A 26236-nucleotide genomic window follows, 5' to 3' on the forward strand; every position below is an offset into this window, starting at 1 on the left:
GTCATGACATTAAGGAAAACGTGCTTAATCCATTGGCGGCAAATTATCTCTTACATGATCCTGTTATTGTCTAAAATGTTTAATTAATCAGTCCATTAGAAAAATAGTTAGCAAATGAATACTCGCGTTATTTGATTATTATTATCCCATTAGTTGTGAATAAACCCGCTCTGCGCGCATACTATAGGCCATTCACCTTATTTCTATCAGAAGCCATCCCATGAAAGAAGTCGAAAAAAACGAAATCAAACGTCTGAGCGATCGCCTCGACGCTATCCGCCACCAGCAGGCCGATCTGTCCCTGGTTGAAGCCGCCGATAAATACGCTGAGCTGGAAAAAGAGAAAGCCACACTGGAAGCAGAAATCGCCCGTCTGCGTGACGTTCACAGTCAAAAACTGAGCAAAGAGGCGCAGAAACTGATGAACCTGCCGTACCGTCGTGCGATCAGCAAAAAAGAGCAGGCCGATATGGGCAAGCTGAAGAAAAGCGTGCGCGGTCTGGTGGTGGTTCATCCAATGACCGCCTTAGGCCGCGAAATGGGCCTGCAAGAGATGACTGGCTTCGCAAAGACCGAGTTTTGATTTTTTATACCGGGCAGCACGTCCGCTGTCCGGTCCTCCCTTAATTGGCCCTACCAATCCCCTTCAGTTACGACCACTGGTTCACAATTCATTAATTTAAGCCTACACTGCCGTTGCCAATAAATAACATTTGATTAACCATTCGTTGTCATTATCCCTACACAACAATATTGGCAGGACCACTTTTACACATAATGTGACGAAAAGATGAGCACAGACTCACTGCATTGTGCGTGTGGCCCTCAGGAGACCTGCAATGAATCTCTGGCAACAAAACTACGATCCGGCCGGTAACATCTGGCTTTCCAGTCTGATCGCATCGCTCCCGATTCTGTTTTTCTTTTTCGCGCTGATTAAGCTCAAGCTGAAAGGCTATGTTGCCGCTTCGTGGACGGTGGTGATCGCGCTGGCCGTGGCGCTGCTCTTCTACAAAATGCCGGTCGATCACGCACTGGCCTCGGTGGTGTACGGTTTCTTCTACGGTCTATGGCCGATTGCCTGGATCATTATCGCCGCAGTGTTTGTTTACAAAATCTCGGTGAAAACCGGGCAGTTCGACATCATCCGCTCGTCCATTCTGTCGATTACCCCTGACCAGCGTTTGCAAATGCTGATCGTCGGCTTCTCATTTGGCGCCTTCCTCGAAGGGGCGGCGGGATTTGGTGCCCCCGTTGCCATCACTGCCGCGCTGCTGGTAGGTCTCGGGTTTAACCCGCTGTATGCCGCTGGACTGTGCCTGATCGTCAATACCGCGCCCGTGGCGTTTGGTGCCATGGGGATCCCGATTCTGGTCGCCGGCCAGGTGACTGGGCTGGACAGCTTTGAAATCGGCCAGATGGTGGGTCGTCAGTTACCGTTCCTGACAATTATCGTACTGTTCTGGATCATGGCGATCATGGATGGCTGGCGCGGCGTGAAAGAGACCTGGCCTGCGGTCATGGTGGCGGGTGGTTCATTCGCTATTGCTCAGTACCTCAGCTCCAACTTTATCGGCCCGGAATTGCCGGACATCATCTCCTCGCTGGTCTCGCTGGTCTGTCTGACGCTGTTCCTGAAACGCTGGCAGCCGGTTCGCATCTTCCGCTTTGGCGATATGGGCGCATCACAAGTTGATCAGACGCTGGCACGCACGAACTATACCGCCGGACAGGTTGTTCGCGCCTGGTCGCCGTTTCTGTTCCTGACGGCCACCGTAACCCTCTGGAGCGTGCCGCCGTTTAAAGCCCTGTTCGCTCCCGGCGGCGCGCTGTACGACTGGGTGATTAACATCCCGGTCCCGTTCCTCGACAAACTGGTTGCCCGCATGCCGCCCGTGGTTCACGAAGCCACCGCCTACGCGGCAGTGTATAAATTTGACTGGTTCTCCGCGACCGGCACCGCCATCCTGTTCGCCGCACTGCTGTCAATCGTCTGGCTGAAGATGAAGCCTTCCGCCGCCATTCAGACCTTCGGCAGCACGCTGAAGGAACTGGCGCTGCCGATCTACTCCATCGGGATGGTGCTGGCCTTTGCGTTTATCTCCAACTATTCCGGGCTCTCTTCGACGCTGGCGTTAGCGCTGGCGCACACGGGCAGCGCCTTTACCTTCTTCTCGCCGTTCCTCGGCTGGCTGGGGGTATTCCTGACCGGTTCAGATACCTCATCTAACGCGCTGTTTGCCGCCCTGCAGGCAACTGCCGCACAGCAAATCGGCGTGTCCGATGTGCTGATGGTGGCGGCCAATACCACTGGTGGCGTCACCGGAAAAATGATTTCGCCGCAGTCCATCGCCATCGCCTGTGCGGCGGTCGGACTGGTCGGCAAAGAGTCGGATCTGTTCCGTTTTACCGTCAAACACAGCCTGATTTTCACCTGCATGGTGGGCGTGATCACCACGCTTCAGGCTTACGTCTTAACCTGGATGATTCCATGATCGTGATGCCCAGACGCCTGTCGGACGAGGTTGCCTCTCGTGTGCGGGCGCTGATTGAAGAACAACAGCTGGAAGCGGGCATGAAATTGCCCGCCGAGCGCCAACTGGCGGTACAGCTTGGCGTCTCGCGTAACTCGCTGCGCGAAGCGCTGGCAAAGCTCGTCAGCGAAGGCGTGCTACTCAGCCGTCGCGGCGGCGGCACGTTTGTCCGCTGGCAACATGAAGAGTGGTCTGAACAGAACATCGTTCAGCCGCTGAAAACCCTGATGGCCGACGACCCGGATTACAGTTTCGATATTCTCGAAGCCCGACACGCCATCGAAGCCAGTACGGCCTGGCATGCGGCGATACGCGCCACCACGGCCGACAAAGAGAAAATCAAACTCTGCTTTGACGCCACGCTCAGCGAAGACCCGGATCTTGCCTCACAGGCCGACGTTCGTTTTCATCTGGCTATCGCCGAAGCCTCGCATAACGTGGTGCTGTTACAAACGATGCGCGGGTTCTTCGACGTTCTGCATTCGTCGGTGAAACAAAGCCGACAGCGCATGTATCTCGTTCCGCCCGTCTTTTCCCGGCTGACGGAGCAACATCAGGCCGTACTGGATGCCATTCTCGCGGGCGACGCCGACGGCGCGCGTAAGGCGATGATGGCGCACCTCAGTTTCGTCCATACCACCATTAAACAATTTGATGAAGACCAGGCCCGCCAGGCGCGCATTACCCGTCTGCCCGGCGACCACAATGAAAATCCCAGGGAGAACAAAGCATGATTATTTCAGCCGCCAGCGATTATCGCGCCGCAGCCCAGCGCATTCTGCCCCCGTTCCTGTTTCACTACATCGACGGCGGTGCGTATGCGGAACATACCCTGCGGCGTAACGTGGAAGACTTATCGGACGTGGCGCTACGCCAGCGCGTGCTGAAAAACATGTCTGACTTGAGCCTGGAAACCACGCTGTTTAACGAAAAACTGTCGATGCCCGTGGCGCTGGCGCCGGTCGGGCTGTGCGGCATGTATGCCCGCCGTGGCGAAGTGCAGGCTGCAGCGGCAGCCGATACGAAAGGGATCCCGTTTACCCTTTCCACCGTCTCCGTGTGCCCGATAGAAGAAGTCGCGCCCACTATTAACCGTCCGATGTGGTTCCAGTTGTATGTTCTGCGCGACCGTGGATTCATGCGTAATGCGCTGGAACGCGCAAAAGCGGCGGGCTGCTCAACGCTGGTCTTTACGGTCGATATGCCGACGCCGGGGGCACGCTATCGTGACGCTCACTCCGGGATGAGCGGCCCGAATGCCGCGCTGCGTCGCTACTGGCAGGCGGTCACTCATCCACAGTGGGCGTGGGACGTCGGTCTGAACGGTCGTCCTCACGATCTCGGCAATATCTCCGCTTACCTCGGCAAGCCAACCGGACTGGAAGATTACATCGGCTGGCTGGCAAACAACTTTGATCCGTCAATTTCATGGAAGGACCTTGAGTGGATCCGGGAGTTCTGGGATGGTCCGATGGTGATCAAAGGGATCCTCGATCCGGAAGACGCCCGCGACGCCGTTCGCTTTGGTGCTGATGGGATTGTGGTCTCTAACCACGGAGGCCGTCAGTTGGACGGCGTGCTCTCTTCCGCGCGCGCACTGCCCGCCATTGCCGATGCGGTGAAAGGCGATATCGCCATTCTCGCGGACAGCGGTATCCGTAACGGGCTGGACGTGGTGCGAATGATCGCGCTGGGCGCAGATACCGTTTTGCTGGGCCGTGCGTATCTGTACGCGCTGGCGACGGCAGGTCAGGCGGGAGTGGCAAACTTGCTGAACCTGATTGAAAAAGAGATGAAAGTTGCCATGACGCTGACCGGTGCGAAATCCATCACCGACATCAGCAAGGATTCCCTGGTACAGGAAATCAACAAGCTCCCTGCCGCACTGGCACCGCTATCGCAAGGTGATGCGGCGTAATGAAAGTGTTATTCTGCCCCCCGTAATTAAGGGGGCAGCATGCTCAACATCGTCTTATTTGAACCAGAAATCCCGCCGAACACGGGCAACATCATTCGTCTGTGCGCAAACACAGGCTTTCGTCTGCATATTATTGAGCCGATGGGCTTTACCTGGGACGACAAACGCCTGCGCCGCGCGGGACTGGATTATCATGAATTTACTGCGGTGGTTCGCCATCATGAATACGCTGCATTTCTCGAAGCTGAAAAACCGCAGCGCATGTTCGCGCTGACGACCAAGGGCACGCCTGCACACAGCGCGGTGAGCTATCAGGATGGCGACTATCTGATGTTTGGTCCGGAGACGCGCGGTCTGCCAGCCAGCATTCTCGATGCCCTGCCCGCTGAACAAAAAATACGTATTCCGATGATGCCGGACAGCCGCAGTATGAACCTGTCAAATGCCGTGTCGGTGGTGGTGTATGAGGCGTGGCGCCAGTTGGGATATCCTGGCGCAGTCTTGCGCACACTTTGAATCGTCGGATGGCGGCTGTCGCCTTATCCGACCTGCGGTTTTGTAGGCCCGGTAAGCACAGCGCCACCGGGCAAGAGATCAAATACCGTCGCCGTACTCAAACGTATGGTGTATCCCGTTGAAATGCTGATCCATATCCATTGACGGCTTATCGCTGTCTGGCTTACCGACAATGCGCGCCGGAACGCCAGCGGCGGTGGTGTGCGGCGGAACGGGTTGTAACACCACGGAACCGGCGCCAATTTTTGCCCCACGTCCGACTTCGATATTGCCGAGGATTTTCGCCCCCGCGCCAATCATCACGCCTTCACGAATTTTGGGATGACGATCGCCACTGGTTTTACCGGTCCCGCCGAGGGTGACCGATTGCAGGATCGACACGTCATCTTCGATCACTGCCGTCTCACCGACGACAATGCCGGTGGCATGATCGAGCATAATCCCACGACCAATCTTCGCCGCGGGGTGAATATCCACCTGGAACGTCACGGAGACCTGGTTTTGCAGGAAGATTGCCAGCGCGCGGCGGCCTTCATTCCATAACCAGTGACCAATACGGTAGGCCTGCAAGGCATGAAAACCTTTCAGGTACAAAAGCGGAGTGGAGTATTTATCGACCGCCGGGTCACGCGTGCGGACGGCCTGAATATCACAGGCTGCTGAGGCGATCATTTCCGGGTCTGCTGCGTACGCTTCTTCGACCACTTCACGGATCGCAATGGCGGGCATAATGGGCGATGCCAGTTTGTTCGCCAGCATGTAGCTTAGCGCACTGCCCAGATTCTCATGCTTGAGTAGCGTTGCGTGGTAAAAACTGGCCAGCATAGGCTCACAGTCTGCCAGAGCGCGGGCTTCGGTTTTTATATTGTTCCAGACGATATCCAGTTCTTCACACGGCATTGCGGGCTCCAGGTAATGAGGCTAACGACCGGCCCGTTCTTCGCGGGCCGGGTCATTTTTTAAAAACGGATCCTTGAGACTAGTGGCTGCTTCGCTCATCCTTGCGTGCACGACCTAATAACGTCAATGCTGCCTCGCGCGCGTTTTTTCCGCAATATAATACTTGATAAATTTCCTCGGTTATTGGCATTTCGACACCAAAACGGTGCGCCAACTCGCGAACTTCTTTTGTATTGCGGTAGCCTTCAACCACCTGTCCAATCTTGTCCTGCGCGCCTTGTACATCCATGCCCTGACCGAGCATCATGCCAAAACGGCGGTTGCGCGACTGGTTGTCGGTACAGGTCAGCACCAGATCGCCTAACCCGGCCATTCCCATAAAGGTCTGGGGATCGGCGCCCAGCGCCGCGCCCAGACGCGACATCTCTGTCAAGCCACGCGTAATTAGCGCAGTACGGGCGTTAGCGCCAAAACCAATGCCGTCAGACATTCCTGCGCCGATCGCAATCGTGTTCTTCACCGCGCCGCCCAACTGAACGCCGATAAAATCCGGGTTGCTGTAGACACGGAAACTCTTACCGCAGTGCAGCAGTTGCTGTAAGTCATCAGCAAAGGTGTCGTCAGTGGAGGCCAGGGAGATGGCCGTCGGCATGCCTGCCGCCAGCTCTTTCGCGAACGTCGGTCCGGAAATCACTGCCAGCGGGATTTTATCGCCCAGCGCTTCACGGGCAACATCCTGCAACAGGCGTCCCGTCTCTGCTTCCAGCCCTTTGGTTGCCCAGACCAGACGCGCGTCAGGACGCAGCAGAGGCTTAATCTGTCGCAATACTTCGCCAAAGACATGGCTTGGCACGACCACCAGAATATCGCGGCTGGCCGCCAGCGCAGTAGCTAAGTCGCTTTCGAGGCGTAACGTATCGGGGAAAGGCACATCCGGGAGGAACGCGACATTGCAGCGATCGTGCTCAAGGGTCGCGATATGTTTAGGATCGTGGCCCCACAGGACAACCTGGTGGCCATTTCTTGCCAGGGTGATGGCAAGAGCGGTGCCGTACGAGCCGGCACCGATCACAGTCATTGAAGCATTACTTTGGTTCATCAGGCATCCTGATGTTCTTCAGTACCTTCGCCAGCCTGCTGCTGTAAATAGTTCATGAACAGCGCATCAAAGTTAACCGGCGCAAGGTTCAGTTGCGGGAACGTACCGCGTGAAACCAGGCTGGTGATGCATTCGCGGGCATACGGGAACAGAATGTTCGGGCAGTATGCGCCCAGGCAATGCGCCATCTGGGTGCCTTCGATTCCGCTGATAGAGAAGATACCGCCTTGCTGAACTTCGCACAGGAACGCCGTTTCTTCACCGAGGGAAGCCGTTACGGTAACACGCAGCACCACTTCGTATACGTCATCTGCCAGTTGAGTAGATGCTGTATCCAGATCAAGTTTAACCTCTGGCTGCCAATCTTTCTGAAAAACATGCGGCGCATTTGGCGCTTCGAAAGAGACATCTTTGGTGTAAATACGCTGGATCTGGAAAGCCATTTCGGTGTTGTTTTGTTCTGACATGTGTAGAAAACCCTTTAGTGTTGTCCTTAAATAGCGCTTGATGCCAATAACATGGCCCAGCGTTAGCTCAGCAGGGGATCAAGTCCACCACGCGCATCCAACGCATACAAGTCATCACAGCCGCCAATGTGCTGTGCATCAATAAAAATCTGTGGAACCGTCGTACGACCGCTGCGCTTGATCATCTCTTCACGCTTCACGGCATCGCCGTCGATCGGCAGTTCCTGGAAGCTCACACCCTTACTGTTCAGCAGCGCTTTCGCACGATGGCAAAACGGGCAGGTTGCTTTAGTGTAGATCTCGATATTGGCCATACTTATCTCCAAATTCGTTTACGTCGGGAAAATTATTTCCCACGAACCAGCGGCAGATTCTCACCGCTCCAGCCCGCAACGCCTTCTTTCAGCACAGACACGTTCTCAAAGCCTGCTTTGATCAGCGCGTTTGCCGCTTCCTGGCACTGCATGCCGGAACCATCGACCACGATAACCGGTTTGTCTTTGTGTTTTTCCAGCTCGCCCACGTTGTTCGCTTTGATTTCGCTCGGCAGCAGGTTAATGGAACCCGCGATATGGCCTTTGCGGAAATCGTCACGCTGACGTAAATCCACGATAACGGCGTCTTCTTTGTTGATACGACGCGTGGCTTCGCCGCGAGTGATGACCTTAACTTTCGACGTCAGGCCTTTAAACGTGGTGAACAAAACCGCCACCAGTAACGCAATCCAGGCGATACTCAGTATGGGATGGCGGCTAACAAATTGCATAATTTCTTGCATGGGGGGTAACAACTCCCGACTCAGTGATTAAAAAAACCAGGACAGGAGTATACCTGCGCGTTGGCGCAAATACAGCCAGCGCGTGCAATGGATTGCATTTTTGCGGGGCACTACGGAAAAAAAAGTGCAAATCCGTACCATCCGTGAACCAGCCTGCCCCATTCTTTGATCTTCTGAGGCTATTTTATCGATTCAGCTGTAGTAAAATTACGCAATTATTTTTGTCTCTTGAGTGTGAGGTTTCGCAATGTCGGTTTCTAAAAAACCTATGGTACTGGTGATTCTGGATGGCTATGGCTACCGTGAAGACAGCCAGGATAACGCCATTTTTAATGCCAAAACCCCGGTAATGGATGCGCTGTGGGCAAAACGCCCGCATACCCTGATCGATGCTTCCGGTCTGGAAGTGGGCCTGCCCGATCGTCAGATGGGTAACTCCGAAGTCGGTCACGTTAACCTGGGTGCGGGCCGCATCGTATATCAGGACCTGACCCGTCTGGACGTTGAAATTAAAGAACGCACTTTCTTTGCCAACCCAACGCTGACCGCCGCGGTTGACCAGGCGAAAAATGCCGGTAAAGCCGTGCACATCATGGGTCTGCTCTCTGCCGGTGGCGTCCATAGCCACGAAGATCACATCATGGCGATGGTTGAACTGGCCGCTGAGCGTGGCGCAGAGAAAATCTATCTGCATGCTTTCCTCGATGGCCGCGATACGCCGCCACGCAGCGCAGAGTCTTCGCTGAAAAAATTCGAAGAGAAATTTGCCGCGCTGGGCAAAGGTCGCGTCGCCTCCATCATTGGCCGTTACTACGCGATGGACCGCGACAACCGTTGGGATCGCGTGGAGAAAGCGTATGACCTGATGACGCTGGCGCAGGGTGAATTCCAGGCCAATACCGCCGTTGAAGGTCTGCAGGCCGCCTATGCCCGCGATGAAAACGATGAATTCGTGAAAGCCACCGTGATCCGCGCCGCAGGCCAGGCCGATGCCGCGATGGAAGACGGCGATGCGCTCATTTTCATGAACTTCCGTGCTGACCGCGCGCGTGAAATCACCCGTGCTTTTGTTAACACCGACTTCGACGGCTTCGCGCGCAAGAAAGTGGTTAACCTGAACTTCGTAATGCTGACCGAATACGCTGCCGACATCAAAACGGCCGTTGCCTATCCGCCCGCCTCGCTGGCGAACACGTTTGGCGAGTGGATGGCGAAGAATGACAAAACGCAGCTGCGTATCTCTGAAACCGAAAAATACGCCCACGTCACCTTCTTCTTCAACGGCGGCGTTGAAGAACCGTTCACCGGTGAAGACCGCATCCTGATCAACTCACCGCAAGTGGCGACCTACGATCTGCAGCCGGAAATGAGCTCCGCAGAGCTGACCGAAAAACTGGTAGCCGCTATCGAAAGCGGGAAATACGACACCATCATCTGTAACTACCCGAACGGCGACATGGTCGGTCATACCGGTGTGATGGAAGCGGCGGTTAAAGCGGTTGAAGCGCTGGACCACTGTGTTGAGCAGGTGGCAAAAGCGGTTGAGTCCGTTGGCGGTCAACTGCTGATCACCGCTGACCACGGCAACGCCGAGCAAATGCGCGATCCGGCAACCGGTCAGGCGCACACCGCGCACACTAACCTGCCGGTTCCGCTGATTTATGTCGGCAACAAAAATGTGAAAGCGGTGGAAGGCGGCAAACTTTCCGATATCGCCCCCACCATGTTGACGCTGATGGGCATGGAAATCCCGCAAGAGATGACTGGTAAGCCGCTGTTCATCGTGGAATAATCCTTCCCCATGAGGGGAAAGACGATAAATAGCGAAAATGGGGCCATGAAACCAAGACGGTTTTCAGTCAGGCCCTTGATTTACGCCAGCGTGGTGAGCGCTGGCGTATTGTTGTGCGCCTTTTCCGCCCACGCGGATGACCGCGATCAGCTTAAATCCATTCAGGCAGATATCGCCGCCAAAGAACGTGCTGTTCGTCAGCAACAGCAACAACGTTCTGGCCTGCTTGCGCAACTGAAGGCGCAGGAAGAGGCCATCTCCGCCGCCGCACGCCAGTTACGTGAAACGCAAAACACGCTTGCGCAGCTGAACAAACAAATCGATGAGATGAATGCCTCTATTGCGAAGCTGGAACGGCAGAAAGCCAACCAGGAGCGCAGCCTCGCCGCGCAGTTGGATGCCGCGTTTCGCCAGGGTGAACACACCGGTATTCAGCTTATCCTCAGCGGTGAAGAGAGCCAGCGCGGCCAGCGTTTGCAGGCCTACTTTGGTTATCTGAACCAGGCGCGCCAGGAGACGATCAACGAGTTGAAGCAGACTCGCGAAGAGGTCGCCGCCCAGCGTGCCGAACTGGAAGAGAAGCAGAGTCAGCAACAGACGCTGCTGTATGAACAGCGCGCCCAGCAGGCGAAGCTTGAACAGGCGCGTAACGAACGTAAGAAAACCCTCGCCGGGCTGGAATCCTCCATTCAGCAAGGCCAGCAACAGCTCAGTGAACTGCGCGCCAACGAATCCCGTTTACGTAACAGCATTGCCCGTGCCGAGGCGGCCTCCAAAGCCCGTGCCGAACGAGAAGCACGCGAGGCGGAAGCGGTACGTAATCGCCAGAAAGAGGCCACCCGCAAAGGCACCACGTACAAGCCCACAGACAGTGAGAAATCGCTGATGTCGCGCACCGGCGGTCTGGGTTCGCCACGCGGCCAGGCATTCTGGCCCGTTCGCGGCCCCACGCTGCATCGCTATGGCGAACAACTGCAAGGTGAGCTACGTTGGAAGGGGATGGTTATCGGTGCGTCTGAAGGCACTGAAGTGAAAGCCATTGCCGATGGTCGCGTCATTCTGGCGGACTGGCTGCAGGGATACGGACTGGTCGTCGTCGTTGAACACGGCAAGGGCGACATGAGTCTTTATGGCTACAACCAGAGTGCGCTGGTCAGTGTCGGTACGCAGGTTCGCGCCGGCCAGCCGATTGCGCTGGTAGGTAGCAGCGGGGGTCAGGGTCGACCGTCGCTCTATTTCGAAATTCGTCGCCAGGGTCAGGCCGTCAATCCACAACCGTGGTTGGGAAGATAAGTTTTGCCTCAGTTTCGTCGTACTGTTCTTTCATTCGCCAGCCTGCTGGCATTCGCCTCCCCTGTTTTTGCTGGCAAACTCGCCATCGTCATTGACGATTTTGGCTACCGCCCGCATTACGAAAATCAGGTGCTGGCGATGCCCTCTCAAATCTCCGTCGCCGTGCTACCCAATGCGCCTCATGCGCGCGAAATGGCGACCAAAGCGCATAACAGCGGTCATGAAGTGCTGATCCATCTGCCGATGGCACCGCTGAGTAAACAGCCGCTGGAGAAAGACACCCTACGTCCGGAGATGAGCAGCGACGAAATTGAACGGATCATTCGCGAGGCGGTTGGCAAAGTGCCTTACGCGGTGGGGCTCAACAACCACATGGGCAGCGCAATGACTTCCAGCCTGTTTGGTATGCAAAAAGTGATGCAGGCGCTGGAACGCTACGATCTCTATTTTCTCGACAGTATGACCATCGGTAACAGTCAGGCGATGCGTGCCGCATCCGGAACCGGCGTAAAGGTGATTAAGCGGAAAGTGTTTCTCGACGACACGCAAAACGACGCGGACATTCGCCGCCAGTTTACCCGCGCGATTGATCTGGCACGCCGCAACGGTTCTGCCATCGCGATAGGCCACCCTCATCCGTCGACGGTACGTGTGTTACAGCAAATGGTATATAACCTGCCAGCCGACATCACCCTTGTCCGTCCGAGCAGCCTGCTCAATGAGCCGCAGGTAGATACCTCCACGCCGAATTTGACACCGCCGAAAACCAACGACGCTCCGCGAAATCCATTCCGCGGCGTGGCGTTGTGTAAAGCGAAGAAACCTGTAGAACCGGTCTATACCAGTCGATTCTTCAGCGTGTTAAGCGAAAGCATCAGTCAGAGCACGCTGGTGAACTGGTTCCAGAATCAGTGGCAAGGCTGGGGAAAATCGCCCCGCGATAACAGCGTTAACCCAGGTTAAGCGCTTTACGTGCAGTACGATGGTGCGAACGCGTTTTGTCGCGCCATTGGTACAATCTCACTGACCACAGTAACGCCTGATAGGCGACCTTGGCGCTGCGCACGTTCATTATCATACGTTTATACATCCCCGAGGTAAAAATCTCGGCAATCATTCGCTGACGCGTCAAAATATCGGGTTCTTTGCGCACGGAATGACAAACACGCAATGCTTCATACGTTATTTGTTGATGAAATTCAGGATAGATAGTAATCCTGTCTGCGTAATTCCGATTCAGCTTCTCTAATAAGCGGGTGATCTTAATGTAATGTCGCTGATAGTTCAGATTTTTATTACCCCGACGTTTCAGTCGGCTGACAGAATTATTATGTAAGAAATATTTATACAAGGATTCTTCCGTATAACGCGCACGCAGCGCGTTAAACATAAATTCCGTGGTCCACACAATATCCTGATGATGTAATCCGGGAATAAAGCGGATGTTATTCTTTTCAATCACATCCCGACGATAAACCCCCATCCACACCACGTGGGTCCAGCGGCGGGATGAAAGCGCCATACGCAGCCAGTCAGGACCGGTGAGTACGCCGGTTGAACGGATCCGGTCGGTCGGAATAGATTGCCAGGTCACGCCGGTATCCCGCTCGCTCCAGTCGGCATTGCACTGCGCGACGTCCAGATCGTCCTCCAGCGCCATTGTCATTAGCGTTTCGTACATATGCGGATAGACGAGGTCATCGGCATCAACAAATGCGATGTACTTACCACTCGCCACCTCCATCCCGCGGTTACGGGCGACCGATGCTCCGGCATTCGCCTGGTGGAGCAGTCGTACATGAGGATAGTTTTCGGCGTAATACTTTGCTATATCAACAGAATTATCCGTTGACCCGTCATTGACAATAATAATTTCCAGGGCAGTCCATGTTTGCGCGATGAGAGATTCCATGCAGGCTTTAAAATCATTACCCGCATTATATAACGGGATAATAACACTGAGTCTGTTTGTACTTTTCATCATAATAAATTACCGAATGCCTTTGAAGTTATCCGCCTTTTTACAGCCTTTGTATTAAGAAACGATTAAGGCTGATAATAATATTTGTAAAGGCTCCAGGAGACTTCAGCTTAGGGGCATCAGGTAAACAGCAATATAAGACTACGACGCAATTACGAATTATTTATGACAATGACAATTCTTTACAGCTTTCCAGATATTCCTCAGGAAATAAGGCCGGATTTTCCGGCCTTATCTGATTAATTCCAGCTGAGAATGACTTTCCCGGACTGGCCTGAACGCATGGCGTCAAAGCCTTTCTGGAACTCATCAATCGAGAAGCGGTGGGTGATGATCGGTGACAGATCCAGACCAGACTGAATCAGCGCGGCCATCTTGTACCAGGTTTCGAACATCTCGCGGCCGTAAATGCCTTTAATGAACAGCCCCTTAAAGATCACTTTCGTCCAGTCGATAGACATGTCTGAGGGAGGAATGCCCAGCATCGCAATCCGACCACCGTGATTCATGGTGTCAAGCATCGCGCGGAATGCTGGCGGCGCACCGGACATCTCCAGGCCAACATCAAACCCTTCAGTCATGCCCAGTTCGTCCATCACCTCATTCAGGCTCTCTTTCGACACGTTGACTGCGCGGGTGATACCCATCTTACGCGCCAGTTCAAGACGGTATTCGTTCACGTCGGTGATCACCACGTTGCGTGCGCCCACGTGCTTCGCTACCGCCGCCGCCATGATACCGATAGGGCCAGCCCCCGACACCAGCACGTCTTCGCCGACCAGATCGAACGACAACGCCGTATGCACCGCATTGCCAAACGGGTCAAAGATGGAGGCCAGGTCATCCGAGATATTGTCCGGAATTTTGAACGCGTTGAACGCCGGGATCACCAGGTATTCTGCGAAACAGCCCGGACGGTTCACGCCCACACCTGTGGTATTACGGCACAGGTGCGTGCGTCCGCCACGACAGTTACGGCAGTGTCCGCAGGTAATGTGCCCTTCCCCAGACACGCGGTCGCCGATTTTGAAGCCTTTCACTTCCTGACCGATACCGACCACTTCGCCAACGTACTCATGGCCGACAACCATAGGAACCGGGATGGTTTTTTGCGACCATTCATCCCAGTTATAGATGTGAACGTCAGTGCCGCAGATGGCTGTTTTACGGATTTTAATCAGCAGATCGTTGTGGCCGACTTCCGGTTCCGGAACGTCGGTCATCCAGATGCCCTCTTCCGCTTTCAGTTTGGATAACGCTTTCATCTCACATCCTCAGGCAATAACGCCCAGTTGTTTACCAATGCGGGTGAAGGCTTCCACCGCGCGGGTGATTTGTTCCGGGGTATGCGCCGCAGACATCTGAGTACGAATGCGCGCCTGGCCTTTCGGAACAACCGGATAGAAGAATCCTGTGACGTAAATGCCCTCTTTTTGCAGCTCGCGGGCAAAATCTTGTGCAATCACCGCGTCACCCAGCATCACCGGGATAATCGCGTGATCGGCACCCGCCAGGGTAAACCCGGCGGCAGACATTTGCTCACGGAACTGACGCGCGTTAGCCCACAGGCGATCGCGCAGTTCACCGCCAGACTCAACCATCTCCAGCACTTTGATGGAGGCAGCGACAATCGCCGGCGCCAGCGAGTTAGAGAACAGATACGGGCGAGAGCGCTGACGCAGCCATTCAACCACCTCTTTGCGCGCGGCGGTATAGCCACCAGACGCGCCGCCAAGCGCTTTACCCAGCGTGCCGGTGATGATATCTACGCGGCCCATCACGTCGCAGTACTCATGGGAACCACGACCGTTCTCTCCGACAAACCCCACCGCGTGAGAGTCATCGACCATCACCAGCGCGTTGTATTTGTCAGCCAGATCGCATACGCCCTTCAGGTTGGCGATGACGCCGTCCATTGAGAACACGCCGTCAGTGGCAATCAGCACATGACGAGCCCCGGCGTCGCGCGCTTCTTGCAGACGCGCTTCCAGTTCCTGCATATCGTTGTTGGCATAGCGGAAGCGCTTTGCTTTACACAGACGCACGCCGTCAATGATAGAGGCATGGTTCAGGGCATCGGAAATAATCGCATCTTCAGCGCCGAGCAGCGTTTCGAACAGGCCGCCGTTGGCATCAAAGCAGGAGGAGTAAAGAATGGCATCTTCCATGCCGAGGAATTCAGCCAGCTTTTGCTCAAGCTGTTTATGGCTGTCCTGGGTGCCGCAGATAAAGCGCACCGACGCCATCCCGAATCCGTGAGAATCCATACCGGCTTTTGCCGCAGCAATCAGCTCTGGATGGTTCGCCAGCCCCAGATAGTTGTTGGCACAGAAGTTAATGACGTGGCTACCATCCGCCACCGTGATATCGGCCTGCTGAGCAGACGTAATAATGCGCTCTTCTTTAAACAATCCTTCCGCACGGGCGGTTTGCAGATCGTTGGTTAACTGTTTGTAAAAATCCCCACGCATTGCGATTCTCCAGACTGGGCAAATTTCAGCACATCTTACCTAACCCTGGACGCTGATACGAGATGACGCATTATCACTTCTTTAAAATGCAGGATAAATCACGCGTACCCACACGACCATTCGGTGAATGGCTGAAGCCAACGCTATGTAGTGATATGATAAGAGGTATTCGTGTCTGAGATTGTCTCTGACTCCATAATTCATAGGTTACAGTTATGATCATCGTTACCGGCGGCGCGGGCTTTATCGGCAGCAACATCGTTAAGTCCCTGAATGATAAAGGTATCACCGATATCCTGGTGGTGGACAACCTGAAAGACGGCACCAAGTTTGTTAACCTGGTGGATCTGAACATTGCCGACTATATGGATAAAGAAGATTTCTTAATCCAGATTATGGCGGGCGAAGAGTTCGGCGAGATCGAAGCCATTTTCCACGAAGGGGCCTGCTCTTCCACCACCGAGTGGGACGGCAAGTACATGATGGATAACAACTATCAGTACTCCAAAGAGCTGCTGCATTACTGCCTGGAGCGCGAAATTCCGTTCCTGTATGCCTCTTCCGCTGCCACCTATGGCGGTCGCACGTCTGACTTCATCGAATCCCGCGAATATGAGAAACCGCTGAACGTTTACGGTTACTCTAAATTCCTGTTTGACGAGTATGTGCGTCAGATCCTGCCAGAAGCCAATTCACAGATCGTCGGCTTCCGTTACTTCAACGTCTACGGACCCCGCGAAGGCCATAAAGGTAGCATGGCAAGCGTGGCTTTCCATCTCAATACGCAACTCAACAACGGCGAAACGCCGAAGCTGTTTGAAGGTAGCGAAAACTTCAAGCGTGACTTCGTGTACGTCGGCGACGTGGCGGATGTAAATCTGTGGTTCTGGGAGAACGGCGTGTCCGGCATCTTTAACCTGGGTACCGGTCGTGCAGAATCCTTCCAGGCGGTGGCAGATGCCGCGCTGGCATACCATAAGAAAAGTGAACTTGAGTACATTCCGTTCCCGGAAAAACTGAAAGGTCGCTACCAGGCATTTACTCAGGCCGATCTGACCAACCTGCGCGCTGCGGGCTACGATAAGCCCTTCAAGACCGTTGCCGAAGGCGTTACGGAATATATGACCTGGCTGAACCGCGACGCGTAAGGCAGGCAATCTATGAGGATTCTGGTGATTGGCCCGTCCTGGGTAGGCGACATGATGATGTCGCAAAGTCTCTATCGCACGCTCAAGGCGCGCTATCCCCAGGCGATAATCGATGTGATGGCACCGGCATGGTGCCGTCCGTTGTTATCGCGGATGCCGGAAGTCAACGAGGCAATTCCAATGCCGCTCGGCCACGGCGCACTCGAACTTGGCGAACGCCGCAAACTGGGTCACAGTCTGCGTGAAAAACGCTATGATCGCGCTTACGTGTTGCCCAACTCGTTTAAATCAGCGCTGGTTCCTTTCTTTGCCGGTATCCCTCACCGTACGGGCTGGCGCGGTGAAATGCGCTACGGCCTGCTTAACGATGCGCGCGTACTGGATAAAGCCGCCTGGCCCTTAATGGTCGAGCGTTACGTGGCGCTGGCCTACGATAAAGGCGTGATGCGCACGGCGAAAGATCTGCCGCAGCCGCTATTGTGGCCGCAACTCCAGGTGAGCGAAGGTGAAAAGTCGTTAACCTGCAGCGCGTTTTCGCTTTCTGACGAACGTCCGATGATTGGCTTTTGCCCCGGCGCGGAGTTCGGTCCGGCAAAACGCTGGCCGCACTACCATTATGCGGAACTGGCGAAACAGCTCATCGATGAAGGCTATCAGCTAGTGCTGTTTGGCTCGGCGAAAGATCATGAGGCTGGAAACGAAATTCTGGCGACATTGAGTGATGAACAACAGGCGTGGTGTCGTAACCTGGCGGGCGAAACACAGCTCGAACAGGCGGTCATATTGATTGGCGCGTGTAAAGCCGTTGTCACCAACGACTCCGGCCTGATGCACGTCGCCGCGGCGCTGAATCGCCCGCTGGTCGCTCTCTATGGCCCAAGTAGCCCGGATTTCACCCCGCCTCTGTCACATAAAGCACGTGTAATTCGCCTGATAACGGGCTATCACAAAGTACGCAAAGGCGATGCCGCCGAAGGCTATCATCAGAGTCTGATCGACATTACGCCGGCGCGCGTACTGGAAGAACTCAACAGTCTGTTACTACAAGAGGAAGCCTGACGAATGCGGGTTCTGATCGTCAAAACGTCCTCAATGGGTGATGTGCTACATACCCTGCCGGCACTCACGGATGCACAACAGGCCATCCCCGATATTCAGTTTGACTGGGTGGTTGAAGAAGGGTTTGCGCAGATACCGTCCTGGCATGCCGCGATGAACCGTGTCATCCCCGTGGCGATTCGCCGTTGGCGTAAAGCCTGGTTTTCCGCGCCGATTAAAGCAGAACGCAAAGCCTTTCGCGATGCCGTACAGGCTGAGCACTATGACGCTATCATCGACGCCCAGGGACTGGTGAAAAGCGCGGCGCTGGTCACACGTCTGGCGCACGGGGTAAAACACGGCATGGACTGGCAAACCGCGCGTGAACCGCTGGCCAGCCTGTTCTATAATCGCCGCCATCATATTGCCAGACAACAGCATGCCGTAGAGCGTACGCGCGAACTGTTTGCAAAAAGTTTAGGCTATCAAAAACCGGCGTCGCAGGGCGATTATGCCATTGCGCAGCATTTCCTTACCTTCGGAAGTACGGGTGAACAGCCCTATGCCGTCTTTTTGCATGCCACAACGCGCGATGATAAGCACTGGCCGGAGGCAAACTGGCGAGCGTTAATCGGTCTGTTAGCTGACAGTGGGATAAGCATTAAATTGCCCTGGGGCGCGCCTCATGAAGAAGCACGGGCGAAGAGGTTATCTGAGGGATTCGCTCACGTTGAGGTATTACCGCGAATGACGCTAGAAGGCGTCGCACGCGTGCTGGCGGGAGCAAAATTTGTCGTTTCAGTCGATACGGGGTTAAGCCATCTGACTGCCGCACTCGATCGACCTAATGTCACGTTGTACGGTCCTACGGATCCAGGGCTCATTGGTGGTTACGGGAAGAACCAGGTGGCGTGTCGTGCGCCAGGAAATCAATTAGCAATGCTAAACGCTGATTCAGTCCGCGACGAACTATCATCATTATTATAAAGGTAATTGAATGCCAACCTTGAGTCTTATCAGTCCCTGGCGTCACTACGCCACGAAGACGTCTTCAGCACTGGAAGTAACAACTTATTTGCTCTGTGCCATCACGCTGATTGTCGCAATGTTTGATAATACGCTAAGCATGAAGTTATATAATGTTACGGCGATATTGGGTCTGTTGGCGCTGCTATTACGCGGTAAACCTGAAAGCTATTCGGTACAGTATTGGTTGCTACCGCTCGCTATTTTTAGCATCGGCGCGCTGGACGTCGTCTGGTATTCCGCCTTTAAGGTTGATCATTCTCCCTTTCGCGCGACCTATCACAGTTATTTGAACACGGCGAAAATCTTTCTCTTTGGCGCTTTTCTTACTTTGCTGGCGCTGACGTCAAGAATTCGCATTAAGAAAGAGTTACCGCTTTATATCCTGTATTCGCTGTCATTTTTTATCGCGGGATATGCATATTACATAAAATCCACTACTGGCATGGCTCGTCTTGATTTCGGCATTGGTACGGCTACGGGCGCCGCCTACTCCATTATGTTTGTCGGGATTGTCAGCGGAATATCGATTCTCTACACCCAGCGGAATCACCCGATATTATTTTTATTGAATGCCATCGCGATATTCTATGCCCTGGCACTTACCCAGACGCGTTCCACGCTGTTGATCTTCCCGGTGATCTGTGCGCTGTCGTTGGTTGCCGGGTATATCAAGTCGCCAAAAAAACTCTTCTTTTCAGTCATTGGCTTTTTGATTGCGCTGGTTGTCCTGATCGCCATATTCAGTAAGCCGATTTATAACCGTTATCATGAAGGTGTTTCAGATTTGAATCGCTACAGTCAGGGCAACAGTAATAGTTCTCTGGGCGCACGGCTGGCGATGTATGAGATTGGCTTTGATATCTTTAAAGACGCGCCGTTCGCGGCACGCTCGGCCGATACGCGGGCACAGCAAATGACGGAATTAGCGAAAGAACATAAGTACCTGCAAGGCGCACTCGAATTTTCGAATGTCCATTTGCACAATGAGCTCATCGAAGCCGCCTCACTGAAAGGGATTGCCGGGGTTCTGTCGACGCTTTTCTTCTATATCGCGTTGTTCTTTACGGTCTATTATCACCGTTCGTTGGGACTGTTTGCATTAACGTTAGCCGCCATTGGAATCGGGCTGAGTGATGTTATTCTCTGGTCTCGGAGCGTACCAATCATCTTAATAACCGCGATCGTTTTAATGCTTTTCCTCAAGAAAAACCGACAGCACGGCGATATTGCGTCACAATAACCTGACGATCAGAAGTGAGCTATCACTCACTTCTGGTGTTTTGACAGCAACCCCTCTACCGATTCAGTCAGCACCTTCAGGCTAATATCCTTCACCGTATACGTCGGAGAGACCACCTGTAACGCATTGCAGTTATTCGGTGCCCAGATGAGGTGTGAGGGGTAGGTCGTTTGTCGCGCATTTGGATAAAGCGCGAGCGTTGGAATTTCATATGCCGATGCAATATGGACCAGTGCAGTATCCACGGAGATGACATACTGACTGAATTTTGTCAGTGCAACCGTATAAATGAATTCTTTAAAGGGCAGTGATTCAATGCCCGGTATCGCAATAGAGCGAATATCTTCGGCTAAGCCGGTAAAAATAATTCGGTAATCCGGATACTGTTTACAGAGATGCGAATAAATCGTACCGATCTGCTCATCAGACAGGCGGCAGATTTTCTTTGCCCCTAATGCATTGATAATAATTATTTTTGAGTCGCCAACAAAATTCAGAACATCTTTTTCAACCGACTCTGGCAACGGTAAATCATAACTCACATCAAATTCATGACGTTCATCGCCATAAAAATAACGCAGTATTTCACTGGCCCGTGTACACATGTGCGCCGTTAACTTCTCATCATGCGGATGGTAAACGGTGTAGTAACGTTTATACCACTTATCAAAACCCAGGATATGAGCGCGTCTGACACCCGACAGCAACAGGCTGTGACCAAAGGAAGGCATGGTTTCAAAAGGATCAAGTACGATATCGAAAGATTCGCGGGAAAGACATTTACGTAATGCCAGTACATCACTGATTGCATTTGATTTTTTAATATAAAACTGATGTATGCGACGATTACCAGAAAGAAACGCTTTCCCCGTTTCCGTGGTTAATATTGACAGTTGTACACCACGATTAGTCAGTTCGCGATACAGCGAACTCAATACAATTAAATCGCCTAACTTGTTGTTATCATGGATTAGCAAGCAAGTCTGAATCTTGTCTGCATTAATTTTTGCATTCTTTTTCCTGGTGAAGAAAAATGACAAAAAATTAATCTTGATTTTATTAATGCAGAATCTTTTTTTCTTATGAAAAGCACCTAAACCCATGCGAGTTACCACACTACAAATATAAAAGAGGTTAATACTAACTTACATAAGAATCGGCACGATCGTGAAGATCGTGCGCATTGTTCCTGATGTGCTGTCTGGAGGGTAACGCTGCGACATCCGCTGCCTTAATATAGGGAATAATATCATAGCTTATTGCGGTATCGTCAGACAGATTATAGATATTAAAGTCATCAACGCTCTCACACATGAACTGGAAAAATGGCAGAATTTTGATTAAATCCTTGCTCAGTTCAGAAGGCATTGGATTGCGACTCTCATCATAAAAACGCGCACAGCTCCCGGTGATATCTAATCCGGAACAGATCGTGTTGTCATAACCTAATGAATACGCTATCTGCATCGCCGTATACGCCACTGTATGGCATGAGCAGTAACCTAAACTGATATCTTTACTAAATCCCACCAGTCTTTTACGTTTAGAAATGGGCACCCGAATCAAGAGATTCTTATTCCATTTTGAAAGCATTTCTAGCTTCAGTTTCTTGAAAAAGCCGCCTTTTTCACGTTTATAAAATGCGCGTAAAATCAAACAATGAGTCCGCATATATTTCTTATCTTCTTCAGTAGCGGCTTCATAAACATCCATATTGACGACAGTAAACTTACTCGCCCGGCTAAATTTATAAAAATCGTGACGTCTTTGTAGCAAAAAACGCGCATCTGTTAAGACATAAATGAAGGGAGTAATACTATTACTGAGCAAGTATTCCGCAGCGCCGTTAACAGTAATGACATCATTGTTCTGCAAAAGAGAAAGCGGTGTCCCTCGGGAGGTGGGTCCCGATAAGAAAATGATCACGTTATCAGATGTTCTGTTGGCAATAAGTTGCTGAACACCTGCTCGAGTTATAAACTTAACATTACTCATATGAAACCTGTAGGTTTGTCATGCAACTTAAATCACGATGAATCTTTGAGGAAAGTGTTCATGGTTTATCTTTAGCGAGGATGAGCAAACCAGACCGACCTGATTTGCTCACAAAATATACAAACTCATTTTTGCATTTAGAACGACTAAAAGCAATATTCTAAATAATCACATTGAAGCTTAGCGCACACTTTTACCTTTCAGACGGCGCAGGAAATTCCGCCATTTTTTCTTATAAACCAGCAGATAAAACCCCAAGTCTTTTCTATTATTTTCAATACCATAGTGGCGTTCTAAATCAATACGATCTTTCGCCATTCTCTGTCGGGAAGGTCTTTTTCCGGACAGATCGATTATTCTTATTTCATCATTTTGTAATATGAAGTTACCTTTATGCGGATCACCTGAGACCATACCATGCTGATGCAACCCTTGAATGGATTGCTTTATCTTCTCTTTCACATCATCGGAGATGACAGGCAGGTCTACCAGTTCAACCCCCTCGATATACTCAATGATCATGATGTAAGTATGCACATAACGAAGAGTCTTCACTTCAGCAAGCAAATAAAAGTCATTTAAGGCGTCAAAACCTTCCTGCCGCACGCGTTCGGTCTGGTAAAAAAGCTTTTCGTAGTAATCCCCTTTAACCAACGACTTAAAAAATCGCTCAGTATTTTTTACTTTAGGGTGAAATACTTTCAGGATATATTTTCCATGGTCAGTATCAATTAATACGACCTTGGTATCCTCAATACTACGAAAGACTCTTAACACTTTAAGATTATGCGTTAAAAAATCATTGAAAATATCAATGTATTTCTCGCCATCTTGTTTTACAAATACGGTATAGTTTTTAATTTTTGTTTCAGTGATCATAATTATAAAGGTATTATTTCGCTAAAATTTTACGATAGAGGTACGCTACACCCGCAATTACTCCACGCAGATAATGTTTTTGAACCAAAAGATGTTTATATCTTTTTTTATACTCAACCATCGTTCGCGCATCTTTGGCAGGAACCCCTTTCCACGGTGATTTAATAAATGCATTAGTATAATAAATCGCGGAGGGATAATTTGCCCAGGCATGCCAGGGTTTTGTCGCCCCTGTATAGTGAATCAGCTTTGTATCAGCATGGATTATATTTAAATATTTTTCATGCGTCTTATCGCTTAATTCACTTTTAATGGTATAAATTGTATTGTATTCACGAGGTAAAAAATAAACTTTATCGCGCAGCAGTATATTCAGGACATCCTGATCCGGATATTTAAAAAAGGTTGCACTTCCATCACTGTCTGTCAAAAGAGACAACGCCCTGGCAGTTAATTGGTTCTCAGCCCATCGCCTGAGATTTATCAAGACAACACCGGAGTTGAAATATCGACCCTGAAGATTAAAAGAGGGTAGCCTTTCATTTACCCTGGACTGTATTGAGTCAACGTCTTTTACCACAGCAGCGACGTTATCATTGAGATCAAGGTCCAGAAGATAATCCAGCGGGCCTTTGCAAATGACATCAGCATCAAGATACAGCAATTTTTCTAGTTTACGGTGCAAATAATCAAAAGCGAAAAGTCGAAAATACATGGCTCTTGACCAGACCTGTGTTTTCGGCAATACCTCAAGGCATTTGACATTGATAAGATATAATGAAACTTTTATCTTATGTTCTTGCACCAACGCTTCAATCTTATCAACGAAGCTTTGTGTATAGTTGTCGCAGATAATATGAAAAGCAACATTTATATCATTATGAATTAATACCGAGGTAATAGACACCCCGACACCATCAAGATAGTTCTCATCAATTCCATAAGAGATATTTAATGTATTACCATTATTATCATAGCGCTCATCAAAAACTTTATATTCTGCTATCTCTATTTCAGGAAATGAGTCCACTGCGTCACCTATAATTATTTTTATTTAATAATTTTGCTTTTAAAGTAAAGTGCATAATCTACCAGACCAGAGAAATATTGCTTCTGGTTGAACATATGCTTCGCCGCATAACGCAACTGATGACTGTTGTTAGGTTTCAGCAATTCAACATTACACCAGGGTGATAACTTTTTCGCATTCAAAAAGCTTTGCGCGATAGGGTAGTTGCCCCATTGATGCCAGGGCTTAGTCGGCCCAATATAATGAATGAACACCGTATTTTCATCCACAGGGTTAACCACATCACGCTTTAATTCGTAATTGATGCTGAATTGGGTATTAAACTTCTTGCCAATAAAACGCGCCTTGCCGACCAGTAACATATTCAGTACATCCTGATCCAGGTGAGTGATACGCTGTACCACATCCGGATCGCGTAACATCTCGATGGCCTTGCGGGAAATATCCTCAGTGGTCCAGACAGGAAGATTAATCAGCAAAAAGCCGGCATTAAAGTAGCCAGAAACCAGTCCCGGCGTTGCCAGACTGACTGAGCGCTTCGTCCACCACTCTGACTCTCCCTCCGCTACCACGGCCGCAATTTCATGTTCAGCAAACTGGAGGTCAATCAGTTCTTGTACACTTCCCTGACAGGCAATATCTGCATCCAGATACAGTACCCTGTCCATTTTTCCCGCGAAGTGGTCGGCGATAATAAACCGGAAGTACGTTGCATATGACCAGTTTTTAGTACTTGGTAATGATTTCAACTGCTCGCAGTCAACGAGATATACCACGATTTGGGTGGCGTATTGCTTTGCCAACGCATTAAATCTCGCCTGTTCCTCATTGCTAAATGAGTCAGTAAAAACATGAAAGGAAAACGGTGTATCGGGGTTAGCAATCAGTATTGACGCAATGGACACACCGCAACCAAAAAGGAAGTTCTTGTCAATGCCATAGGCAATATTAAAGCTATCAACATCACTATGTTCTGCATAGTTATAATCTAAAGTCTGCTGAATGACTTTTTCTTCAAAATACGTTTGAGTCATAGTGATCACTTATTGATTTTGGAAAATATCGCACTTCTTAAATGCTGAAAATAGACTTCATTATAGAAGTTATCTATCGTCTCAGGAATCAGATGACTATCATACTTTATCTGACCAGAGAGAATTTGATTGAGCAAATGAGTAAACTGTTGGAGATCCTTCGGAGGATACAATTCGCCATTGATGCCCGGTTTGATCATATCCCGTGGACCAGACATACAGTCAGAGCTAATGCACGGAATGCCATACGACATGGCTTCCAACAGAGTCATCGGAAAGCCCTCGAATGATGATGTCAGCAACAGTGCCGTGACGTTCTTTATCTTGTTTTGCACCACATCCCAGGGAGAGACCTGCCAACCATGCCAGGTAATACGATTATCAATCCCCAGTTCTCGTCCATAGGACTGACATTTTTCAAAATCTGAACCGTCACCAACCACATGCAACCGCCATTCGCCTTCCGCATGGGATAATCCATCCAGCAGATCCTTAATCCTTTTTTGCCCTTCAAACTTCATCCTTCCGACATACAGAAAGACCGCGGGTTGGCCTTTTTCTGGTTGCGGAATAATTTCTGACTTTCTGGAAACGGGATTATAAACAACGGTAATTTTTTTTTGATCAATACCCCGTTCGATCATCTGGTGTTTGATACCACTACTGATTGCCAGATGATAATCTGCCCAGCTAACACATTCGGCGTGTTTTTTATGATCCAGCGAAAAATGTGGCCAGGAGAATATCGTAAAATTCTGCCCTGCTTTCTTCCGCGCTTTACTGGCGAACAGGCAAGACAGCACATCAATACAGATCACCACATCGGGTTCTGTTTTCTTTAGCCAGTGGCTAAACGTATGGATATGCTTTGCCCGACGTAAAAAGCCCAGACGGATAGTGGAGAAAGAGCATGAGTAGTTAATACCGCTTAACCATGCCTTATCCATTTTGTCATGTCGGCAAAAGAAAAACATCTCACACTGGATTGCAGAATGTTCAGCCTGAAAATTGTTGATAACATCCCGGATGACCGTTTCCATTCCACCAAACCCGGACACAGCTTCGCCAATAAATGCGATTTTCATATAGATAGT

The 26236-nt window shown here is 51.1% G+C and carries 26 protein-coding genes; 12 read left to right on the top strand and 14 right to left on the bottom strand.

Annotated features, from left to right (window positions below; genetic code table 11):
- The first annotated feature begins 220 nt into the window (after positions 1-220).
- The 5 genes from C2U53_RS08875 (at position 221) to trmL (ending at position 4968) form a co-directional block, all read left to right on the top strand.
- Positions 221-583 (top strand): YibL family ribosome-associated protein, encoded by a 363-nt coding sequence (locus tag C2U53_RS08875; protein WP_042998601.1) that lies wholly within the window; start codon positions 221-223, stop codon positions 581-583.
- 256 nt (positions 584-839) lie between these two features.
- The gene (lldP, locus tag C2U53_RS08880; RefSeq protein ID WP_042998602.1) at positions 840-2495 is read left to right on the top strand and encodes an L-lactate permease; all 1656 of its coding nucleotides are present in this window, start codon (positions 840-842) and stop codon (positions 2493-2495) included.
- The gene (lldR, locus tag C2U53_RS08885; RefSeq protein WP_042998603.1) at positions 2492-3268 is read left to right on the top strand and encodes a transcriptional regulator LldR; all 777 of its coding nucleotides are present in this window, start codon (positions 2492-2494) and stop codon (positions 3266-3268) included. Before lldP ends, lldR begins: the two co-directional genes overlap by 4 nt.
- The gene (gene lldD / locus C2U53_RS08890; RefSeq protein ID WP_104445813.1) at positions 3265-4452 is read left to right on the top strand and encodes an FMN-dependent L-lactate dehydrogenase LldD; all 1188 of its coding nucleotides are present in this window, start codon (positions 3265-3267) and stop codon (positions 4450-4452) included. The genes lldR and lldD overlap by 4 nt, the downstream gene beginning before the upstream one ends.
- A gap of 39 nt (positions 4453-4491) precedes the next feature.
- Positions 4492-4968: a tRNA (uridine(34)/cytosine(34)/5-carboxymethylaminomethyluridine(34)-2'-O)-methyltransferase TrmL gene (gene trmL / locus C2U53_RS08895; protein WP_061069360.1), complete on the top strand. Its 477-nt coding sequence runs from the start codon at positions 4492-4494 to the stop codon at positions 4966-4968.
- Between the two features lie 78 nt (positions 4969-5046).
- On the opposite strand, the gene cysE is transcribed toward trmL, so the two are convergent.
- The 5 genes from cysE to C2U53_RS08920 form a co-directional block, all read right to left on the bottom strand.
- Positions 5047-5868 carry a serine O-acetyltransferase gene (gene cysE / locus C2U53_RS08900; protein WP_042998606.1) on the bottom strand — a complete coding sequence of 274 codons (822 nt, stop codon included), beginning with the start codon at positions 5866-5868 and terminating at the stop codon, positions 5047-5049.
- Positions 5869-5947: 79 nt separating this feature from the next.
- Entirely contained in the window at positions 5948-6967 is a 1020-nt protein-coding gene (gpsA, locus tag C2U53_RS08905) for an NAD(P)H-dependent glycerol-3-phosphate dehydrogenase (protein ID WP_104445814.1), read from the bottom strand.
- Positions 6967-7434, bottom strand: coding sequence for a protein-export chaperone SecB (gene secB / locus C2U53_RS08910; protein WP_003024155.1), 468 nt, complete (start codon positions 7432-7434; stop codon positions 6967-6969). Before secB ends, gpsA begins: the two co-directional genes overlap by 1 nt.
- Before the next feature lie 62 nt (positions 7435-7496).
- Positions 7497-7748, bottom strand: coding sequence for a glutaredoxin 3 (gene grxC, locus C2U53_RS08915; protein WP_012908148.1), 252 nt, complete (start codon positions 7746-7748; stop codon positions 7497-7499).
- Positions 7749-7780: 32 nt separating this feature from the next.
- Positions 7781-8212, bottom strand: a complete 432-nt coding sequence (locus tag C2U53_RS08920) for a rhodanese-like domain-containing protein (protein ID WP_042998608.1) — start codon at positions 8210-8212, stop codon at positions 7781-7783.
- A gap of 247 nt (positions 8213-8459) precedes the next feature.
- Here C2U53_RS08920 and gpmM point away from each other — a divergent pair, with 247 nt between their 5' ends.
- The 3 genes from gpmM to C2U53_RS08935 are packed head-to-tail and all read left to right on the top strand — an operon-like array spanning position 8460 to position 12260.
- Positions 8460-10004: a 2,3-bisphosphoglycerate-independent phosphoglycerate mutase gene (gene gpmM / locus C2U53_RS08925; RefSeq protein WP_042998609.1), complete on the top strand. Its 1545-nt coding sequence runs from the start codon at positions 8460-8462 to the stop codon at positions 10002-10004.
- 9 nt (positions 10005-10013) lie between these two features.
- The gene (envC, locus tag C2U53_RS08930) at positions 10014-11297 is read left to right on the top strand and encodes a murein hydrolase activator EnvC (protein WP_104445815.1); all 1284 of its coding nucleotides are present in this window, start codon (positions 10014-10016) and stop codon (positions 11295-11297) included.
- 3 nt (positions 11298-11300) lie between these two features.
- A complete protein-coding gene (locus tag C2U53_RS08935) occupies positions 11301-12260 on the top strand; it encodes a divergent polysaccharide deacetylase family protein (RefSeq protein WP_042998611.1) in 960 nt (319 codons plus the stop codon).
- Here the strand turns inward: C2U53_RS08935 and C2U53_RS08940 are convergent.
- The 3 genes from C2U53_RS08940 to kbl all read right to left on the bottom strand — a co-directional run bounded on the left by C2U53_RS08940 (position 12247) and on the right by kbl (position 15749).
- A complete protein-coding gene (locus C2U53_RS08940) occupies positions 12247-13281 on the bottom strand; it encodes a glycosyltransferase (RefSeq protein ID WP_104445816.1) in 1035 nt (344 codons plus the stop codon). The two genes, C2U53_RS08935 and C2U53_RS08940, sit on opposite strands and share 14 nt — an antisense overlap.
- A 236-nt stretch (positions 13282-13517) precedes the next feature.
- Entirely contained in the window at positions 13518-14543 is a 1026-nt protein-coding gene (tdh, locus tag C2U53_RS08945; RefSeq protein WP_042998613.1) for an L-threonine 3-dehydrogenase, read from the bottom strand.
- Between the two features lie 9 nt (positions 14544-14552).
- Entirely contained in the window at positions 14553-15749 is a 1197-nt protein-coding gene (gene kbl, locus C2U53_RS08950) for a glycine C-acetyltransferase (protein ID WP_042998614.1), read from the bottom strand.
- Positions 15750-15964: 215 nt separating this feature from the next.
- Between kbl and rfaD the strand changes: the two genes are divergently transcribed.
- The 4 genes from rfaD to C2U53_RS08970 are packed head-to-tail and all read left to right on the top strand — an operon-like array spanning position 15965 to position 20204.
- Positions 15965-16897 carry an ADP-glyceromanno-heptose 6-epimerase gene (rfaD, locus tag C2U53_RS08955; RefSeq protein ID WP_042998615.1) on the top strand — a complete coding sequence of 311 codons (933 nt, stop codon included), beginning with the start codon at positions 15965-15967 and terminating at the stop codon, positions 16895-16897.
- 12 nt (positions 16898-16909) lie between these two features.
- The gene (gene rfaF / locus C2U53_RS08960) at positions 16910-17956 is read left to right on the top strand and encodes an ADP-heptose--LPS heptosyltransferase RfaF (RefSeq protein ID WP_104445817.1); all 1047 of its coding nucleotides are present in this window, start codon (positions 16910-16912) and stop codon (positions 17954-17956) included.
- A gap of 3 nt (positions 17957-17959) precedes the next feature.
- On the top strand, positions 17960-18922 hold the full coding sequence (rfaC, locus tag C2U53_RS08965; RefSeq protein ID WP_054177211.1) for a lipopolysaccharide heptosyltransferase RfaC: 963 nt from the start codon (positions 17960-17962) through the stop codon (positions 18920-18922).
- Between the two features lie 10 nt (positions 18923-18932).
- Positions 18933-20204, top strand: a complete 1272-nt coding sequence (locus C2U53_RS08970) for an O-antigen ligase (RefSeq protein ID WP_104445818.1) — start codon at positions 18933-18935, stop codon at positions 20202-20204.
- Positions 20205-20230: 26 nt separating this feature from the next.
- Here C2U53_RS08970 and C2U53_RS08975 read toward each other — a convergent pair whose 3' ends face one another.
- The 6 genes from C2U53_RS08975 to waaB form a co-directional block, all read right to left on the bottom strand.
- Positions 20231-21307 carry a glycosyltransferase family 9 protein gene (locus C2U53_RS08975; protein WP_042998619.1) on the bottom strand — a complete coding sequence of 359 codons (1077 nt, stop codon included), beginning with the start codon at positions 21305-21307 and terminating at the stop codon, positions 20231-20233.
- A 37-nt stretch (positions 21308-21344) separates the two neighbouring features.
- On the bottom strand, positions 21345-22199 hold the full coding sequence (waaZ, locus tag C2U53_RS08980; protein WP_042998620.1) for a 3-deoxy-D-manno-oct-2-ulosonate III transferase WaaZ: 855 nt from the start codon (positions 22197-22199) through the stop codon (positions 21345-21347).
- Between the two features lie 180 nt (positions 22200-22379).
- Entirely contained in the window at positions 22380-23078 is a 699-nt protein-coding gene (gene rfaY, locus C2U53_RS08985; protein ID WP_042998621.1) for a lipopolysaccharide core heptose(II) kinase RfaY, read from the bottom strand.
- Between the two features lie 13 nt (positions 23079-23091).
- Positions 23092-24108, bottom strand: coding sequence for a glycosyltransferase (locus C2U53_RS08990; RefSeq protein ID WP_044254353.1), 1017 nt, complete (start codon positions 24106-24108; stop codon positions 23092-23094).
- 20 nt (positions 24109-24128) lie between these two features.
- Positions 24129-25142: a lipopolysaccharide 3-alpha-galactosyltransferase gene (gene waaO, locus C2U53_RS08995; RefSeq protein WP_042998623.1), complete on the bottom strand. Its 1014-nt coding sequence runs from the start codon at positions 25140-25142 to the stop codon at positions 24129-24131.
- A 5-nt stretch (positions 25143-25147) separates the two neighbouring features.
- The gene (waaB, locus tag C2U53_RS09000) at positions 25148-26227 is read right to left on the bottom strand and encodes a lipopolysaccharide 1,6-galactosyltransferase (protein ID WP_042998624.1); all 1080 of its coding nucleotides are present in this window, start codon (positions 26225-26227) and stop codon (positions 25148-25150) included.
- Between the last annotated feature and the right edge of the window lie 9 nt (positions 26228-26236).

The organism is Citrobacter sp. CFNIH10, assembly GCF_002934585.1.
Taxonomy (GTDB): domain Bacteria; phylum Pseudomonadota; class Gammaproteobacteria; order Enterobacterales; family Enterobacteriaceae; genus Citrobacter_A; species Citrobacter_A amalonaticus.